The organism is Phreatobacter sp. AB_2022a (genome assembly GCF_026847585.1).
In the GTDB taxonomy this organism is placed as follows: Bacteria; Pseudomonadota; Alphaproteobacteria; order Rhizobiales; family Phreatobacteraceae; genus Phreatobacter.
Map to the genome: position 1 here is coordinate 100,069 of NZ_JAPSET010000014.1, position 16,098 is coordinate 116,166.

Annotated in this window: 15 protein-coding genes; 6 read left to right on the forward strand and 9 right to left on the reverse strand. The window is 69.5% G+C overall.

Features of this window, described 5'->3' with window-relative positions; genetic code table 11:
• The first annotated feature begins 17 nt into the window (after window positions 1-17).
• On the forward strand, window positions 18-731 hold the full coding sequence (gene sfsA / locus OZ671_RS12525; RefSeq protein WP_268861054.1) for a DNA/RNA nuclease SfsA: 714 nt from the start codon (window positions 18-20) through the stop codon (window positions 729-731).
• A gap of 82 nt (window positions 732-813) precedes the next feature.
• Window positions 814-1,110 (forward strand): antitoxin PaaA2 family protein, encoded by a 297-nt coding sequence (locus tag OZ671_RS12530; RefSeq protein WP_268861055.1) that lies wholly within the window; start codon window positions 814-816, stop codon window positions 1,108-1,110.
• A 184-nt stretch (window positions 1,111-1,294) separates the two neighbouring features.
• On the opposite strand, the gene OZ671_RS12535 is transcribed toward OZ671_RS12530, so the two are convergent.
• Together OZ671_RS12535 and OZ671_RS12540 are read right to left on the reverse strand one after the other, a co-directional pair.
• Window positions 1,295-1,507 (reverse strand): alkylphosphonate utilization protein, encoded by a 213-nt coding sequence (locus OZ671_RS12535; protein ID WP_268861056.1) that lies wholly within the window; start codon window positions 1,505-1,507, stop codon window positions 1,295-1,297.
• Window positions 1,508-1,511: 4 nt separating this feature from the next.
• On the reverse strand, window positions 1,512-2,621 hold the full coding sequence (locus OZ671_RS12540) for a lysine-2,3-aminomutase-like protein (RefSeq protein WP_268861057.1): 1,110 nt from the start codon (window positions 2,619-2,621) through the stop codon (window positions 1,512-1,514).
• A 231-nt stretch (window positions 2,622-2,852) separates the two neighbouring features.
• Here OZ671_RS12540 and OZ671_RS12545 point away from each other — a divergent pair, with 231 nt between their 5' ends.
• Window positions 2,853-4,466: a phosphoenolpyruvate carboxykinase gene (locus OZ671_RS12545; RefSeq protein ID WP_038302911.1), complete on the forward strand. Its 1,614-nt coding sequence runs from the start codon at window positions 2,853-2,855 to the stop codon at window positions 4,464-4,466.
• Between the two features lie 87 nt (window positions 4,467-4,553).
• Here the strand turns inward: OZ671_RS12545 and OZ671_RS12550 are convergent, their stop codons facing one another.
• Both OZ671_RS12550 and OZ671_RS12555 read right to left on the reverse strand, forming a co-directional pair.
• Entirely contained in the window at window positions 4,554-5,375 is an 822-nt protein-coding gene (locus OZ671_RS12550) for a tetratricopeptide repeat protein (RefSeq protein WP_268861058.1), read from the reverse strand.
• Between the two features lie 125 nt (window positions 5,376-5,500).
• A complete protein-coding gene (locus tag OZ671_RS12555) occupies window positions 5,501-6,853 on the reverse strand; it encodes a flavin monoamine oxidase family protein (protein WP_268861059.1) in 1,353 nt (450 codons plus the stop codon).
• Between the two features lie 162 nt (window positions 6,854-7,015).
• Between OZ671_RS12555 and OZ671_RS12560 the strand changes: the two genes are divergently transcribed.
• Entirely contained in the window at window positions 7,016-7,894 is an 879-nt protein-coding gene (locus OZ671_RS12560) for a lipo-like protein (RefSeq protein ID WP_268861060.1), read from the forward strand.
• Here OZ671_RS12560 and OZ671_RS12565 read toward each other — a convergent pair.
• Together OZ671_RS12565 and OZ671_RS12570 are read right to left on the reverse strand one after the other, a co-directional pair.
• Window positions 7,872-8,534: an RraA family protein gene (locus OZ671_RS12565; RefSeq protein ID WP_268861061.1), complete on the reverse strand. Its 663-nt coding sequence runs from the start codon at window positions 8,532-8,534 to the stop codon at window positions 7,872-7,874. The genes OZ671_RS12560 and OZ671_RS12565 overlap by 23 nt on opposite strands.
• 59 nt (window positions 8,535-8,593) lie before the next feature.
• Window positions 8,594-9,775, reverse strand: a complete 1,182-nt coding sequence (locus OZ671_RS12570; RefSeq protein WP_442957076.1) for a CaiB/BaiF CoA transferase family protein — start codon at window positions 9,773-9,775, stop codon at window positions 8,594-8,596.
• Window positions 9,776-10,057: 282 nt separating this feature from the next.
• Here OZ671_RS12570 and trxA point away from each other — a divergent pair, with 282 nt between their 5' ends.
• A complete protein-coding gene (gene trxA / locus OZ671_RS12575) occupies window positions 10,058-10,972 on the forward strand; it encodes a thioredoxin (RefSeq protein ID WP_268861091.1) in 915 nt (304 codons plus the stop codon).
• A gap of 27 nt (window positions 10,973-10,999) precedes the next feature.
• Here the strand turns inward: trxA and OZ671_RS12580 are convergent, their stop codons facing one another.
• Together OZ671_RS12580 and ispG are read right to left on the reverse strand one after the other, a co-directional pair.
• Window positions 11,000-11,857 (reverse strand): SDR family NAD(P)-dependent oxidoreductase, encoded by an 858-nt coding sequence (locus OZ671_RS12580; protein WP_268861063.1) that lies wholly within the window; start codon window positions 11,855-11,857, stop codon window positions 11,000-11,002.
• 5 nt (window positions 11,858-11,862) lie between these two features.
• Complete coding sequence (gene ispG / locus OZ671_RS12585) at window positions 11,863-13,146, reverse strand: flavodoxin-dependent (E)-4-hydroxy-3-methylbut-2-enyl-diphosphate synthase (protein WP_442957077.1); 1,284 nt, start codon at window positions 13,144-13,146, stop codon at window positions 11,863-11,865.
• A gap of 203 nt (window positions 13,147-13,349) precedes the next feature.
• Between ispG and OZ671_RS12590 the strand changes: the two genes are divergently transcribed.
• Window positions 13,350-15,440: a methyl-accepting chemotaxis protein gene (locus OZ671_RS12590; RefSeq protein ID WP_268861065.1), complete on the forward strand. Its 2,091-nt coding sequence runs from the start codon at window positions 13,350-13,352 to the stop codon at window positions 15,438-15,440.
• Window positions 15,441-15,453: 13 nt separating this feature from the next.
• Here the strand turns inward: OZ671_RS12590 and OZ671_RS12595 are convergent, their stop codons facing one another.
• Entirely contained in the window at window positions 15,454-15,939 is a 486-nt protein-coding gene (locus OZ671_RS12595) for a Fur family transcriptional regulator (RefSeq protein WP_268861066.1), read from the reverse strand.
• Between the last annotated feature and the right edge of the window lie 159 nt (window positions 15,940-16,098).

Consider the following 16,098-nt stretch of genomic DNA (forward strand, 5'->3'; position numbering starts at 1 on the left):
CGGCCGGAACCGATCCCTTGCGTTTTGCCCAAGTCCTGACGACTGGCCGCCTGGTCCAGCGCTACAAACGTTTCCTCGCCGACGTCGTGCTCGACAGCGGCGAGGCGCTGACCGCTCATTGCGCCAATCCCGGCTCGATGCTGGGCCTCAATGTGCCGGGCGCGCGCGTCTGGCTGTCGAAATCCGACAATCCCGCGCGCAAGCTCAAATATTCCTGGGAGCTCGTCGAGATCGATTTCGGCCGCGGCCCGGAAATGGTCGGCATCAATACCGGCCATCCGAACGGCCTCGTCGCCGCTGCCATCCGCGACGGCACGATCGCCGAGCTCGCGGGCTATGAGACGCTGCGCCAGGAGGTCGCCTATGGCCGGAACTCGCGCGTCGACATGCTGCTCGCCGGCGAGGGGCGGCCGCCCTGCTATGTCGAGGTCAAGAACGTCCACCTGATGCGGATGCCGGGCCTGGCCGAGTTTCCGGACGCGGTCACCGCGCGCGGCGCCAAGCACCTCGACGAGCTCGGCAACATGGCCGAGGCCGGCGCCCGGGCGGTCATGGTGTTCCTGATCCAATATGGCGGCGCCGACCGGTTCGCCCTCGCCCGCGACATCGATCCCGCCTATGGACGCGCCTTCGACCGGGCGCGCGAACGCGGCGTCGAGATGCTCGCCTATCGCTGCCGCCTGACCCCCGAAGAGATCGTCCTCGAACGCCCCGTGCCGATTGCCGAATAGGTATTCGTCCGTCCGAGCATGCGATCTGGTTTGCATCTCGAGCGGGATGCTGATCGGATGAAGCGACGGCGGGAGCACCACGATGACGGCACGAACGTCGATGCCGCATGCCGGCATCGACGAAAAGCTGACGGTCGAGGCTTCCGAAAAGCTCGCCAGTGTCGGCCTGACCATCTCGGACGCGGCGCGCATCCTTCTGACCCGCGTCGCCGGGGAAGGACGTTGCCGGCCAGGCATTCAAGCGCCCGAGGAAGCTCGCCATTCCCGGTTTCGCGCCAAAGTGCAGGAAGCCCTGGCGGACACCCGGCAGACGGTCCCGCATCATGAAGTCATGAATGAAGCACAGGCGCTGATCGACAGGAAGCGCGCCAGTTCTTGAATGGAGCGCGCTGGCTCGCGCCGACTTGCTCGCGATCGTCGCCTATATTTCTGGCGACGGTCCCGATGCGGCCCGGCAGTGGCCGCCGGGCGACACACGGGCGGGAGACGCGAATAATGCTCGCCCCAGCCCGCCCCGGAGAGATCGTCGTCGAACGGCCCGCGCCGGTCGTTCGAGGGCGCGCCTAGGCCTTCTTCAGGAACTCGGTGCGCAGCACCAGGCCCTTCACCTTTTCGACGCGGCATTCGACTTCGTCGGGATCGTCGGTCAGGCGAATGCCCTTCACCATCGTGCCGCGCTTCAGCGTCACCGAGGTCCCCTTCACCTTGAGATCCTTGATCAGCGTCACGTTGTCGCCGTCCTTCAGGATGGCGCCGTTGCTGTCTTTCACGTCCATCGGATCACGGCTCCTCAATGGCCTCGGGCGGATAGCGGTGGCGGCCGCCGCGATAATCGGTGACTTCGCCGGGCCCGGAATAGTCGGGCCCGACCGGGACCTTGCCCTCGCCGCCGGGGATGTCGAGCACATAGGTCGGCTGGGCGAGGCCGGAGAGGCGCCCGCGCAACTGGCGCATCAGCGCCTGGCCTTCGGCGATGCTGGTGCGGAAATGCGCCGTTCCCGGCGCGAGATCGGCCTGGTGAAGGTAATAGGGCTTGACGCGGTTGGCGACGAAGGCGCGCATCAGCGCCGCCATCGTCTCGGCGTCGTCGTTGACGCCTTTCAGCAGCACGCTCTGGCTGACCAGCACGATGCCGGCATCGGCCAGACGGCCGAGCGCGGCTTCCGCCGCCGGGCTGAACTCGCGCGGATGATTGGCGTGCACCGCAACATAGACGGCCTTGCCGGCGGCGCGCAGCGCCTGCGCGAAGGCGACGGTGATGCGCGCGGGATCGACCATCGGCACCCGGCTGTGCCAGCGGATCACCTTGACGTGGTCGATCGCGGCGAGCGAGCGCGTCAGCGCCCTGGCACGCCGTGCCGACAGCATCAGCGGATCGCCGCCGGTCAGGATCACCTCGAAGATCTCGGGCCGCGCGGCGATATAGGCGAGCGCTCTGTCGAGCGCCTCCGCCGACAGCGTGCCGAGCCCCTTCGGCCCGACCATCTCGCGGCGGAAGCAGAACCGGCAATAGACCGGGCAGACATGCACGATCTTGAGCAGGACCCGGTCCGGATAGCGATGGACGATGCCCTCCACCGGCGAATAGGCGAGATCGCCGATCGGGTCGTCGCGCTCCACGTCCTGGCGGTCCAGCTCGCGGCTGTCGGGCACGAACTGGGCGGCGATCGGGTCGTGGGGATCGGCCGGGTCGATCAGCCGGGCGACATCCGGCGTCACCGCGATCGCATAGCGCTCCGCCACCCGGTCGAGCGCGGCGCGGTGCGCCGGCGCGACAAGGCCGGCCGCGATCAGGTCGCCGGCGGAGCGCAGGCTGCGGTCGGCCGCCGCCGCGCGCGCCGTGCTGCGCTGCGGTCCGTCCTCCCGGGTCGTACGGGCTGAAATCGTCATGGGTCGCGTCTCTGCCCCGCGGCGCCCGGCTTGGCAAGCGGCGGAGGCCATTTTCGCCGCGCTGCAGCATCGCGGGTTCCGTCTTTTGGAACCGAAAGCTCCGTCATCGGTTGCACTTGCCGGCCAGGAACCTTTGGATTAGGGGAAGCGCCATCTTTCGTGAGCCCATAACTGGGACCACCATATAGCCCCGCCAAGGCGGAGTTTGCCGGGGCGCAAGGGAGGACTTCCGTGAATCAGACCGGAACCTGGAATAAGGCGCACGGAGCCGAGGCATTCGGCTTTTCGGGGCTCAAGGCGATCCACTGGAACTATCTCGAAGCGCAGCTCGTCGAGCAGGCCATCGCCCGCGGCGAGGCGCAGCTTTCGGCCGGCGGCCCGCTGGTCGCCGAGACCGGCCAGCACACCGGTCGCTCGCCGAAGGACAAGTTCATCGTCCGCGACGCCACCACCGACAAGGTCGTCTGGTGGGACAATAACGGCGCCATCACGCCCGAAGCCTTCGAGCTTCTGATGAAGGACATGCTCGCCCACGCCAGCGGCCGCGAACTGTTCGCCCAGGACCTCTACGGCGGCGCCGACCCGGCCTATCGCATCAAGACGCGCGTCTTCACCGAATATGCCTGGCACAACCTGTTCATCCGCAACCTGCTGATCCGCCCGGCGCAGTCGGAACTCGCCGGTTTCGTCCCCGACATGACGATCGTCGACCTGCCCTCGTTCAAGGCCGACCCGAAAAAATACGGCGTCCGCACCGAAACCGTCATTGCCTGCGACTTCACCCGCAAGATCGTGCTGATCGGCGGCTCCAGCTATGCCGGCGAGATGAAGAAGTCGGTCTTCACCATGCTCAACTTCCTGCTGCCGCCGCAGGGGGTGATGCCGATGCACTGCTCGGCCAATGTCGGCCCGAACGGCGACACGGCGGTCTTTTTCGGCCTCTCCGGCACCGGCAAGACCACCCTGTCGGCCGATGCGACCCGCACGCTCATCGGCGACGACGAGCACGGCTGGGGCAAGGACGGCATCTTCAATTTCGAGGGCGGCTGCTACGCCAAGGCGATCAAGCTGTCGCGCGAGGCCGAGCCGGAGATCTATTCGACCACGGAACGTTTCGGCTCCGTGATGGAAAACGTGGTGATCGACCCGGTCACCCGCGTGCCCGATTTCGACGACGGCTCCAAGACCGAGAACACCCGCGTCGCCTATCCCATGCATTTCATCGCGAATGCTTCGGAAACCGGCCGCGCGGGCCATCCGAAGAACATTGTGATGCTCACCGCGGACGCCTATGGCGTCATGCCGCCGATCGCCAAACTGACCCCGGCGGAGGCGATGTACCACTTCCTCTCCGGCTTCACCGCCAAGGTCGCCGGCACCGAGAAGGGCGTCACCGAGCCGCAGCCGACCTTCTCCACCTGCTTCGGCGCCCCCTTCATGCCGCGCCATCCCTCCGAATACGGCAATCTGCTGCGCGAGCTGATCGCCAAGCACCATGTCGACTGCTGGCTGGTCAATACCGGCTGGACCGGCGGCAAGCATGGCGTCGGCCGCCGCATGCCGATTTCGATCACCCGCCTCCTGCTGCGCTCGGCGCTCGACGGCTCGCTGAACCGCGCCGACTTCCGCCGCGATCCCTATTTCGGCTTCGCCGTGCCGACCTCGGTGCCGGGCGTGCCGCCGCACATGCTCTATCCGATCAAGACCTGGCGCGATAAGGCCGAGTTCGACACCACCGCGCGCAAGCTCGTGGAGATGTTCCAGGAGAACTTCACGAAGTTCGAGCCCTATGTGGATGCCGACGTGAAGGCCGCGGCGCCGACCGTGCGTCTCGCCGCCGAATAAGCCTCCGGCATCGTCCGGAAGAACCAGCGGCCGGATGTCCCCCGAGGACATCCGGCCGTTGTCGTGTCGGGACCGCGCGCGGCCGGCTCAGCCGCGCGGGCCCTGGCCGGGCCGTCCGGCCTGGGACGGCGCCGCCTGGCGGGCCAGCATGGCTCTGAGATAGGCGACATTCTGTTCGGCTTCGGCCGGGGCGAGATCCCGCCGGGCGAGCTCCTCGGCCTCGCCGAAGCGCCCCTGCAGACCGACGACGAGCGCCAGGTTCTGACGTATGCGCCGGTCCGCCGCCGGATGGGCCACGGCCTGGCGCAGCACCTGCTCGGCCTGGGCGAGCTTGCGCGACAGCGCCAGCGACAGGCCGAGATTGCTCAGGATCTCCGGCTGGCCGGGCGCGATCTTGAGGGCCTCGTCATACATGCGCTGGGCTTCGTCGTGACGCGCCATCTGGTCGAGGATGGAGGCCTGGACATTGGTGATGCGCCAGTCGGGCAGGTCCGGCCGCTGCGCGCGGTTGAGCACCTCCAGCGCCTGGTCGAACTGGCCGGCATCGGCCAGCGCCCGGCCATATTCACCGAGCAGGGCGAGATTGCGCGGGTCGCGGATGGCCACCCGTTCGAGGACCGCCACCGCCTGCGGCGCCTGGCCGGTCGCCCTGAGCGCGCGGCCATAGCGCATGGCGTTGCCGGCATCCTGGGGGCTCGCGCGATAGCGCGCGGACAGGCTGTCGAGCTCGAGCCGGGCCTGCTGTTCGAGACTAGGCTGCGGGGCGGCCGCCTGCGGCCGGATCGAGCCGGTAATGTCGCCGCCGCCCGAGCGCGCGCGGGGGCTGCAGCCGGCCGCTGCGAGCGCGATGATCGTCATGGTGAAGGCAAGGGCCGCCGGGCGGCGCGGGCGCAAAACGGTGCGCGGCATGGTGAACTCCGGAAGCGGGATCGAGAGGGCCCGATGCTTCCGGTGATAATCCGTTAACGTTAACAAGCCGTTGCCGCGGCGACCGGAATTCTGACAGCCTCGCCGCTCCGCCCGACGCTCCGGCCTCAGCGGTGCCGGCGGCGCGGCGCGGCCGGCGGCGGGTTCAGCCAGCGCAGGGCCTGGTCCACCGCCCGTTCGCCGGACGCCCAGGCCCCGCCCACCGTGCCCCACAGACCTTCGTCGGTCGCCTCCCCGGCCAGCAGGATGCGCTGCCCGATCGGTTCGGCGAGCCGCAGCCGCTGCGGCGTCGCGCCGGGCCCGGCGACCGACCAGGCGCCGCGCACGAAGGGATCGGTGGTCCAGGAGGTGACATGGATCTCGCCCAGCACGCGGCGGGCATGCGGGCCGAGCTCGTTGCCGACGAATTCGCTGGCGAAGGCCTTCATGGCCGCCGGCCCGGCCGCCGCGAGGTCCCGGGCGAAACGCCCGCCAATGTCGAGATACCACCAATCCGAGCCGCCGATCCGGGCGAGTGGCTTGGCCACCGCCGGGCCATCCGCCTTGATCACGAAGGGTTCGTCGGGGCTCGCCTCCATCGGGTTGCCGGGCAGATGCACGATGAGATGTTCGTAGGCGCCGCAGCTCAGCGCATTGATCGCGTCCTGCTGGCGCTTCGGCAGGGCCGGCGCGAAATGGATGGCGTTGGCGGCGAGCACGGCGGTGGAGACCGTGACGATGCAGGTGCGGGCCTTCAGCGTCCCCGCCGGCGTCTCGACGCTCACCCCCCGCCCCGACCAGTCGATGCGCGTCGCGGCGGTCGACAGCCGCACCGGCACGCCCTCGGCGAGCTTCGCCAGGATCGCGCCATAGCTCTGGCGGCAGAACATGTCGCGGGTTTCCACCGCGTTGTAGAAATCCACGCAGGAGATCTGCGCCATTTCCTTGCCGGCATCCCAGGCGCCCTTGAGAAACTCCACCGTCTGCCGCCAGTCGCCGAGATCGTGCGGCACGACTTCCGACAGGGCGACTTCCCGGCCGGCCTCGCCGGCATCGAGGATCGCGCGCTGCGACCGGCGCAGGGCCGAAGCGAAGTTCTCCCGCTCGCTCTCGCGCGGGCCGCGGCCCTTGATCATCAGGCGCGGCCGGTCGGGATCATCGTAGAGCGCAAAGCCGGCGGCGCGGGCGAGCGGCACCACCGGGTTTTCCGCCGGCGCGTGGATCCAGTGCGCGCCAAGATCCATGGGCAGGCCAAAATTGACGGTATCGGCAATGCAGCGGCCGCCGACCCGGTCCTTGGCCTCCAGAACCACCACGGAGCGGCCGGCGGCGGTCGCCTTGCGCGCGGCGGCAAGGCCGGCGGCGCCGGCGCCGATGATGACGATGTCGACTTCGGCCGGCGGCCGCTCGCCCTGGGGCTGGGCCTGGGCCTGGCTTGCCGCCAGGGCGGCCGAAGCGACGAGGAGGCTGCGCCGGGACATCAACAATTCGTTCATTGTGCTCCGCGAATCGCGTCGGTCTGTGACGCTTAGCACGGCCCGGCGGCATCGTCTTGGCCATGCTCCACCCCGTCGTGAACCTGATCGCAACCCGTGGCGACAGACACTGGACCTCCTGAACAGGGGTCCCCGGGGAGGGACGAGATGGGAGAAAGGCTTCTCGAAACGCTGGGCCGGCACCTGGCGCATGTTCTCGACAAGCGCTCGCCCGGCTATGAGCCGACGACGCCGAGCGACCCTGCCGCGCTCTGCGCCACGCTCAGGCCGGCCGACATCCTCCTCGTCGAGGGCGACACCCGCATCTCGGCCGTCATCAAGTACCTGACCCAGTCGACCTGGTCTCACGCCGCCATGTATGTCGGCCCGATCGCCGGGCGCCGCGAGCCGGACGGCGAACCGCATGTGCTGATCGAGGCCTATCTCGGCGAAGGCGTGATTTCCGCGCCGCTGTCGAAATATCGGGACTTCCACACGCGGATCTGCCGGCCGGTCGGGTTGACCGGCGAGGACCAGGCGCGCGTGACACGCTTCATGATCGAGCGCATCGGGCTCGACTACGACCTGAAGAACATCCTGGACATGCTGCGCTTCCTGGTGCCGCTGCCCGTCCCCGTCCGCTGGCGCCGCCGCCTGCTCGCCTTCGGCTCGGGCGATCCGACCCGTGCGATCTGCTCGACGCTGATCGCCCAGGCCTTCGAGGCCGTGCGCTATCCGATCCTGCCGAAGGTGGAGCGGCTCGCCCATGACGGCGAGCAGCGGGTGCGCGGCCGGGCGGCCCGCCGCGAGATCCTGCACATCCGCCACCATTCGCTCTATGCGCCGCGCGACTTCGACATTTCGCCCTATTTCGCCGTGGTCAAGCCGACCCTCCTGCGCGGCTTCAAGTACAAGAAGCTGCAATGGGGCGACGTCCCGGCCGCCACGGCGCCGATCGCCCCGCCGGAGCCGATGGCCGGTTTCGCCCGGCAGGTGTCGGACGGCCAGACCCGCCGGCAGCTGCTTACAGCAGCCCGTGCTTCTTGAACGCGTCGGCGAGCGTCATGCCGGCCTCGATATCGGCGCGCATGCGCCGTTCGCCGGTAATCTTGTCGAGCGCCGTGGCCAGGACCTGCAGTGCCGCCGCGCGCGGCACGACGACAACGCCGTCGACGTCGCCGACAATCACGTCGCCCGGTGCGATATCGGTCTCGCCGATACGGACCGGCACGTCCTTGGCCGCCATCATGCCGCGGTGCTGTGTATCGGCCGGCGACAGCGCGCCGGCGAAGACCGGAAAGCCCATGGCACGGATCGCCGCGACGTCGCGCACCGATCCGTCGGTCAGGAAGCCGGCCGCGTCGAGATGGCGCGCCCGCGTCGACAGGAGTTCGCCCCAGGGACCGATGTTCAGATTGCCGGCGCAGGCCATGACGCAGACCTCGCCCGGCTTCAGGTCGTCGACCAGGGCGATTTCGAGGTCGTAGATATTGGGAATGTGCTCCCAGACCGGCCGGTAGGAGCCGGTGCGCACCGGCCCGAACAGCACCGTCCGCTCGTCGACCGGGCGGATCGACGGCGGCAGGATCTGCCGACGGAAGCCGTGCTCGTCGAGCGCGTCGGAGACCGGCGCGGAGGCGATCAGCGGGCGGGCGCGGGCAATGAGATCGGCAAAGGTATCGGTCATGCTTGGTCCTCGGCACAAGGGCGTGACGGAAATGGCCGCGCCGGCCCGCCGCGCACCGGTCAGATCCGGCCGGCGACAAGCCCGGAGGCGTGCGCGGCCTCGATCTCCTGCCGGCTCAGGCCGGCGGCTGCGAGCACCGCTCCCGTTTCGGCGCCCGGCTCTTCCGCAGCGGCGCCGGCGCGCGCCGGCGTCCCGGAAAAGCGCGGCGCCGGATTCGGCATCGGCGCCCCGTCGGCGGTCGAAAAGGTGCCTCGCGCCACATTGTGCGGATGCACCGCCGCCTCAGCCGGGCTCAGCACCGGCGCGAAGCAGACGTCGCTGCCCTCGAGGAGATCGCACCAGGCCGCACGGGTCCGCGACTTGAAGGTGGCGGTCAGCGTCGCCCTGAGATCCGGCCACATCGCCTTGTCCCATTGCTCGGCGAAACGCGGGTCCTTGAGCTCGAGCAGGCGGATCAGCGCCGCGTAGAACTGCGGCTCGAGCGAGCCGATCGAGACATAGCCGCCGTCGGCAGTCTCATAGACCCCGTAGAACGGCGCGCCGCCGTCGAGCATGTTGGCCTCGCGCGCCACCGTCCAGCGCTTGTTGGCGATCATGCCGAAGATCAGCGTGCCCAACACCGCCGCGCCGTCCACCATCGCGCTGTCCACCACCTGCCCCTTGCCGGTGGTGCGCGCGCTGATGATGCCCGCCGTGAGGCCAAGCGCCAGCATCATGCCGCCACCGCCGAAATCGCCGATCAGGTTCAGCGGGATGGCCGGCGGCCGGTCGGCCGGGCCGATCGGCCAGAGCATGCCCGACAGGGCGAGGTAGTTGAGATCGTGGCCGGGCGCCGCGGCAAGCGGCCCGTCCTGGCCCCAGCCGGTCATCCGGCCGTAGACGAGGCGCGGATTGACCTTGAGGCAGTCCTCGGGCCCGAGACCGAGGCGCTCGGTCACTCCGGGCCGGAACCCTTCGATCAGGGCATCGGCCTTGGCGACGAGCCTGAGGATGAGATCGGCCGCGCCCGGCTTCTTCAGGTCGACGGCGATCGACTTGCGGCCGCGGCCGAGCGAGCCGTCGGCCGACCAGGACGGGGCCCCGGCCCGGTCGACGCGGATCACCTCGGCCCCGAGATCGGCGAGCATCATGCCGCAGAACGGCCCGGGCCCGAGCCCGGCCAGTTCGATCACCGTCACGCCAGCGAGCGGTCCACCTGTCGTCAAGATTTCCTCCTCGGGGCGGAACGGCCCACCCGTCATGCTTTTTCCGTGCGCTTCGGCAAAGACGCTAGCCGGCACCCGGGGTCTGTCAAGCGATGCGCCTTCGGCCGGTCGGCCGATGGCCGCGCGACGGAGGGTCGCTCGCCCGCGCGCGATTTCACGTTGCATTTTGAGCCCGAGCGTCCATCTATGCCTCGAACAATCCGATCAGGGACGGGACCTCGCGGGTCCTGCGAGGAGCATGCGATGAGCGGCAATGGCGGCGCGAAGTTTGGTGGGTCCTTCGGCGGCTCGTTCGGCGGCGGCTATGGCGGGGCAGCCATGCAGGCGGCGCCGGTCCCGGCGGCCGCGGCTGCGGCGCCCGCGGAAGGGCTGATCAGGGACACGACCACCAAGGATTTCGTCAAGGACGTGCTGGAGGAGTCCAAGTCCCAGCCGGTCCTGGTCGACTTCTGGGCGCCCTGGTGCGGGCCGTGCAAGCAGCTCACCCCGATCATCGAAAAGGTGGTCACCGCCTTCAAGGGCAAGGTGAAGCTGGTCAAGATGAACATCGACGACCACCCGCAGGTGGCCGGCCAGCTCGGCATCCAGTCGATCCCGGCCGTGATCGCCTTCGACAAGGGCCAGCCCATCGACGGCTTCATGGGCGCCCTGCCGGAGAGCCAGGTCAACGCCTTCATCGAGAAGCTGGTCGGCGCCAAGGCCGGGGCCGATCTCGCCGTCGTCGTCGCCGAGGGCGATGCCATGCTCGCCGAAGGCAATCTGGAGGCAGCGGCGGAAATCTACGCCCAGGTGCTGGGTGCCGAGCCCAACCATCTCGGCGCGCTCGGCGGGCTTGCCCGCGCGGCGGTGGCCGCCGGCGACCTCGCCCAGGCGAAGGCCGTGCTCGAAGCCGTGCCGGCCGACAAGCTGAACGACAAGGCGATCGCCGCGGCCAGGGCGGCCCTCGAGGTTGCCGAGCAGGCCGCCGATCTCGGCCCGGTGCAGGAGCTGGAAGCCAAGGTGGCCGCCAACCCGGCCGACCACCAGGCCAGGTTCGACCTCGCGGTCGCGCTCAACGGCGCCGGCAAGCGCGAGGAGGCGACCGACCATCTCCTCGAGATCTTCAAGCGCGACCGCGCCTGGAACGACGACGGCGCCCGCAAGCAGCTCGTCCAGTTCTTCGAGGCCTGGGGGCCGATGGACGAGGCGACCCTCGCCGGCCGCCGCAAGCTGTCGTCGCTGCTGTTCCGCTGACGGCCGCGCCAGCCGGGTCGGGCGCCGTCAGCGGCGCCTGACGAGGCCGAGGGCCTTGGCGGCGAGCCGGTCGAGCAGGCGGTCCGGCAGGAGGCTCGGCAGGGTCCAGCTCGTCAGCCGCGCCGGGCTCAGCGCATAGCGTGTCCTCGGCCGGGCCGTCGTCAGCGCGTGATGCACCGCCTCGGCGATGACGGCCGCCGGCAGCCCCTTGCCCGCGCGCGACAGCACCGCATTCTCGAAACGATCGATGACCGGACCGTAGATCGTCGCCCGATAGCGCGAGCGGTCGATGGCGGCGGATGACTTCTGCCAGATCGGCGTCGCCACCGGGCCCGGCCCGATGATGACGAGGTCGACGCCGAAAGGCATGAGCTCGCGCCGCAACGCATGGCTCACCGCCTCGACGGCGTGTTTCGACGCGGCGTAGCCGCCGACGAAGGGCCAGACGAGCTTGCCGGACACCGACGACATGGTCACGATCCGGCCCGGCGTGCCGGTGAAACCCTCGCGCGCGCCGGCGAGGCCGGCAAAGGCCTGGATCGTGGCGACGAGGCCCAGCACGTTGACCTGCCATTGCCGGTCGATCTCGTCGAGCGGCTGGTACAGCAGCGGCCCCGGCAGCGAGATGCCGGCATTGCAGACGAGCCCGGCGAGCGGCGCGTCGCCCAGGGCCGAGGCCACCTTGCCGGCGGCGGCGCGCAGCGCCTCGGGATCGGTGACGTCGGCTTCGAGCGCGACGAAGCCGGCGCCGAGCAGATCCGCCAGCCGCGCCGCGTCGGCCTCCCGCCGCACCGTGCCGAAGACCTGCCAGCCGCGGCGGACGAGATCCGTGGCGATCGCCTCGCCGATGCCGGTGGAGACGCCGGTGACGACCGCTGCCGGCATCGGCGTTATTCCGCTGCCTGCGGCCGGGTCACACCGTAGCGCTTGTCGATATAGTCGATCACCATGGCCTTGAAGTCGGCGGCGACCGTCGGGCCGCGCAGCGTCGCCACCTTCACGCCGTCGACGAAGACCGGCGCCGCCGGGTTTTCCCCGGTTCCGGGCAGGGAAATGCCGATATCGGCATGTTTGGATTCGCCCGGTCCGTTGACGATGCAGCCCATGACCGCGACGTTCAGCGCCTCGACGCCGGGATAGCGGGTCTTCCATTCCGGCATCGACGCGTGGATGAAGCCCTGAATGTCCTGGGCGAGCTCCTGGAACAGGGTCGAGGTGGTCCGGCCGCAGCCGGGACAGGCGGCGACCAGGGGCACGAAGGTCCTGATGCCCATGGTCTGCAGAATTTCCTGGGCGACCTTCACCTCCAGGGTGCGGTCGCCATTCGGCTCGGGCGTCAGCGAGACGCGGATCGTGTCACCGATGCCGTCCTGCAGAACGACGCCGAGCGCGGCGGCGGAGGCGACGATGCCCTTCGAGCCCATGCCGGCTTCGGTCAGGCCGAGATGCAGCGCATAGTCCGAACGCGCCGCCAGCATGCGATAGACCGCGATCAGGTCCTGCACCGCCGAAACCTTGGCGGACAGGATGATGCGGTCGCGGGCCAGGCCGATCTCCTCGGCCCGGATCGCCGAGAGCACGCAGGACTGCACCATCGCCTCGTGCATCACCGCCCGCGCATCGAGCGGCTCCGGCTGCCTGGCATTCTCGTCCATCAGATGGGTCAGGAGCTCCTGGTCGAGCGATCCCCAGTTGGCGCCGATGCGCACGGCCTTGCCGTGCTCGATCGCCCTTTCGACGATCATGGCGAACTGCCTGTCCTTCTTGTCCTTGAAGCCGACATTGCCCGGATTGATCCGGTACTTGTCGAGCGCCTCGGCGCAGGCCGGATGATCGGCCAGCAGCTTGTGGCCGATATAGTGGAAGTCGCCGACCAGCGGCACGTCGACCCGCATGCGGGCGAGCCGGTCGCGGATATGCGGCACCGCGGCCGCGCTCTCGTCGCGGTCGACCGTGATACGGACGAGCTCGGAACCGGCGCGCGCCAGGGCCGCCACCTGGGCGACGGTCGCCTGGATGTCTGCCGTGTCGGTATTGGTCATCGACTGGACGACGATCGGCGCGCCGCCGCCGACCTGAACCTGACCGACCTTCACGCCGACCGTCCGCTGGCGGGGTTTCACCCCAAAGCCCTCAGTCATCGCTCTCGTCTCCGCTTCGCACCCGCAGCACATAACCCTCCCCGCGCCGACAAGCCAGAGCCCGGATGGCCGGCCTCCACGGGACCATGCCGGCTCCGGCGGCACCATGACACCACTCCCCCAAAGTCATCGGCAAAATTCCCCACGGTAACGGCGCGCGACATCTCCGACTTAATCGAAACTTCACCAAGACTTGCTCCCCTGCCGCCGCAACAAAAAAGCAGATGGGAACTGGAATGCTCGCCTTCAGCCTTCGCAACAAGTTGATCGCCGGTTTTGCGGCCCTCATCGCGATCTCGGCGGCGAGCGCCGCCGTCTCGGTCTGGCGGGCGCGGGGCATTTCCGACAGCATGGATCGCGTCGCCACAGCGCGCGCGCCGGCGGCCATCCTCGGCACCCGTATCGTCGACGAGCTGAACCGGACCCGCCTCGTCGTCCGCGATCACCTGATCGAGCCGGGCGAAGGTCCTCTCCGGCAATGGGAGCAGCTCTGGCGCGATCTCATCAAGGCGCGCGACGACATGGAGCGCCTCTCCGGCGGCTTTGCCGATCCGAGCCACCGCGAACGCTGGCGCGAGGCCTTTCCCCTGTTCGAGGAGATGCAGGCGGCGCAGCAGCGCGTCATGACCCTGATCGGCACGCCCGACCACTACCCCGCCCTCACCGCCTATGAGCGCGAAGTCGTGCCGCGGCTGCAGCCGCTGGAGGAATCGCTCAGCGTTCTCATCACCAAGGAGATCGCCAATCCCGTCGCCTCTGAGCAGCTCCTGACGGCAGGCGTCGCGCTTCAGGCCAACATTCTCTCGGCGAGCCGGCATCTGCGCAGCTACATCCATCTCGGCCAGGACCAGGACAAGGCCGCCTTCGAGCGGGCCTGGACCAGTGCCGGCGAGCGGATCCGCGACATTGGCGGGCTCGCGAGCGCCCTCTCCGAAGAACAGACCCGGGCGCTCAACCTGATCCGCTTCGGCTTCCTGGCCGTGCGCAAGGGCTCGGCGGCGGCGATCGCGCTGCGCAGCGGCTCCGGCTGGAACGCTCCGCTCGCCATGATGCGCAACCAGGTGGCGCCGCTCACCAACCGCATCCTGGATGTGCTGGAGGGCCCCGCCGGCGCCGACGGGCTGCGTCATGGCGGCCTGATCGACGCCCAGGTCGCCCTGCTGACCGATGAAAGCCGCCAGGCGGCCGGCCTTGCCAATTCCCTGTCCACCCTGCTGACGCTGGCCGCCCTGCTGTCGTTCGCGGCAGGCCTTGCCATCGCGCTCATGCTCGCCCGCATGATCGTCCGGCCGATCGGCGGCATGACCGCCGCCATGCAGGCGCTTTCCGCCGGCAAGCTCGACATTGCCATTCCGGGCGAGGGCCGGCGCGACGAGGTCGGCGCCATGGCCGGCGCCATGGCGGTATTCCGCGACACCATGCGCGAGGCCGAGGCGGCGCGCGCCGAGGAGCAGCAGCGCCAGGCCGTCGAGGCCGAGCGGCTCGCCCGCCGCAACGCGGCGGCGGAGGCCTTCGTCGACCGGATGAGCGATCTCGCCACCGGCTTCACCGCCTCCTCCGGCCGTGTCGCCGCCTCCGCCAACGATCTCTCGGCGACGGCGGAGGAAACCTCGCGGCAGGCCGGCGAGGTGGCTGGCGCCGCCGAGACGGCCTCGCTCAACGTGCAGACGGTCGCCGCCTCGACCGAGGAGCTCGCCGCATCGGTGCGCGAGATCAATGCGCAGGTGATGAAGTCGGCGGCGAGCGCGGATACGGCGGTCGCGGAAGCCCAGCGGTCGGAACAGCAGATCCGCGAGCTGGCCGGTTCGGCCGACCGGATCGGCGACGTCGTCAACCTGATCAAGGCGATCGCCGACCAGACCAATCTGCTCGCGCTCAATGCGACGATCGAGGCGGCGCGCGCCGGCGAATCCGGCCGCGGCTTCGCCGTCGTCGCGGCCGAGGTGAAGAACCTCGCCGCCCAGACCGCCAAGGCGACCGAGGAGATCGCCACCAAGATCACCGAGATCCAGAGCGCGACCGCAAGCGCGGTCATGTCGATCACCGCGATCGGCACGACCATCGACACGATCAGGGCGATCACCGCCGCGGTTGCCGCCGCGATCGAGGAACAGGGTGCCGCCACCACCGAGATCGCCGGCAACTGCCAGCGGGCCGCGACGGCGGCGACCGGCGTCACGGGTACGATCACCGGCGTCGGCCAGGCCGCCGAGACGACCGGCCGCTCGGCGAGCGAGCTGACCGGGCTTGCAACCGACCTTGCCGATCACGCCGGCACGCTGCAGCAGGAGGTTCAGGCCTTCGTCGAGGCTTTGAAGGCGGCCTGAGCCACCGAGGCGGTCACGCGCAGTGGGCGCAGCGGCCGAACAGTTCGACCACCTGCGAGGCCGGCCGGAAGCCGGCCTTGCTCGCGATCGCGTCGAGATCGCGCTGGACGCTCGTCGCCGGCGCCTCCGAGACGCAGCCGCAGGCGTCGCAGATCATGAACACGACGAGATCCGAACGGTCGTGGCGGTGGCCGCAGGCGATGAACGCGTTGCGGCTTTCGATACGATGGGCAAGGCCCGCCTCGAGCAGGAAGTCGAGGGCCCGGTAGACGGTGATCGGCGCCGGCCGGCGGCCGCTCGACACGTGCATGCGCTCGATCAGGTCATAGGCGCCGACCGGCGCCGAGGAGGCGGCGAGATGTTCCAGCACCTCGCGCCGGATCGGCGTCAGCTTGAGCCGCCGCTCGGCACAGCGCGCTTCGGCGAAGGCCAGTGCGTCGGCCGGCGGGTGGCCGTGCTCGCAGGCGTGATCGTGAGCCGCAGCTCTCGCTTTCAACATGACGTCGACCTCGATTCGGCGGGTCAGGACCGTGGCCCGGCGCGCCCTGCATTGCTTATCACGATGGCGTGTCGGTCCAAAACTGGACCGCAATTCACGACAATGTTGCAGTGCAAGCGAAACGCGGCCATGCCAACATGCCGCGGATCGCCCCTACCC

Bases quoted from the DNA above. Each gene is read 5' to 3' on its own strand.
- trxA (WP_268861091.1), top strand. From the start codon at position 10,058: ATGCAGGCGGCGCCGGTCCCGGCGGCCGCGGCTGCGGCGCCCGCGGAA.
- OZ671_RS12570 (WP_442957076.1), bottom strand. From the start codon at position 9,775: ATGACGGGTGGGCCGTTCCGCCCCGAGGAGGAAATCTTGACGACAGGT.
- OZ671_RS12530 (WP_268861055.1), top strand. From the start codon at position 814: ATGACGGCACGAACGTCGATGCCGCATGCCGGCATCGACGAAAAGCTG.
- OZ671_RS12565 (WP_268861061.1), bottom strand. From the start codon at position 8,534: ATGACCGATACCTTTGCCGATCTCATTGCCCGCGCCCGCCCGCTGATC.
- OZ671_RS12540 (WP_268861057.1), bottom strand. From the start codon at position 2,621: ATGACGATTTCAGCCCGTACGACCCGGGAGGACGGACCGCAGCGCAGC.
- OZ671_RS12595 (WP_268861066.1), bottom strand. From the start codon at position 15,939: ATGTTGAAAGCGAGAGCTGCGGCTCACGATCACGCCTGCGAGCACGGC.
- OZ671_RS12560 (WP_268861060.1), top strand. From the start codon at position 7,016: ATGGGAGAAAGGCTTCTCGAAACGCTGGGCCGGCACCTGGCGCATGTT.
- OZ671_RS12590 (WP_268861065.1), top strand. From the start codon at position 13,350: ATGCTCGCCTTCAGCCTTCGCAACAAGTTGATCGCCGGTTTTGCGGCC.
- ispG (WP_442957077.1), bottom strand. From the start codon at position 13,146: ATGTGCTGCGGGTGCGAAGCGGAGACGAGAGCGATGACTGAGGGCTTT.
- OZ671_RS12535 (WP_268861056.1), bottom strand. From the start codon at position 1,507: ATGGACGTGAAAGACAGCAACGGCGCCATCCTGAAGGACGGCGACAAC.
- OZ671_RS12555 (WP_268861059.1), bottom strand. From the start codon at position 6,853: ATGTCCCGGCGCAGCCTCCTCGTCGCTTCGGCCGCCCTGGCGGCAAGC.
- OZ671_RS12580 (WP_268861063.1), bottom strand. From the start codon at position 11,857: ATGCCGGCAGCGGTCGTCACCGGCGTCTCCACCGGCATCGGCGAGGCG.
- OZ671_RS12550 (WP_268861058.1), bottom strand. From the start codon at position 5,375: ATGCCGCGCACCGTTTTGCGCCCGCGCCGCCCGGCGGCCCTTGCCTTC.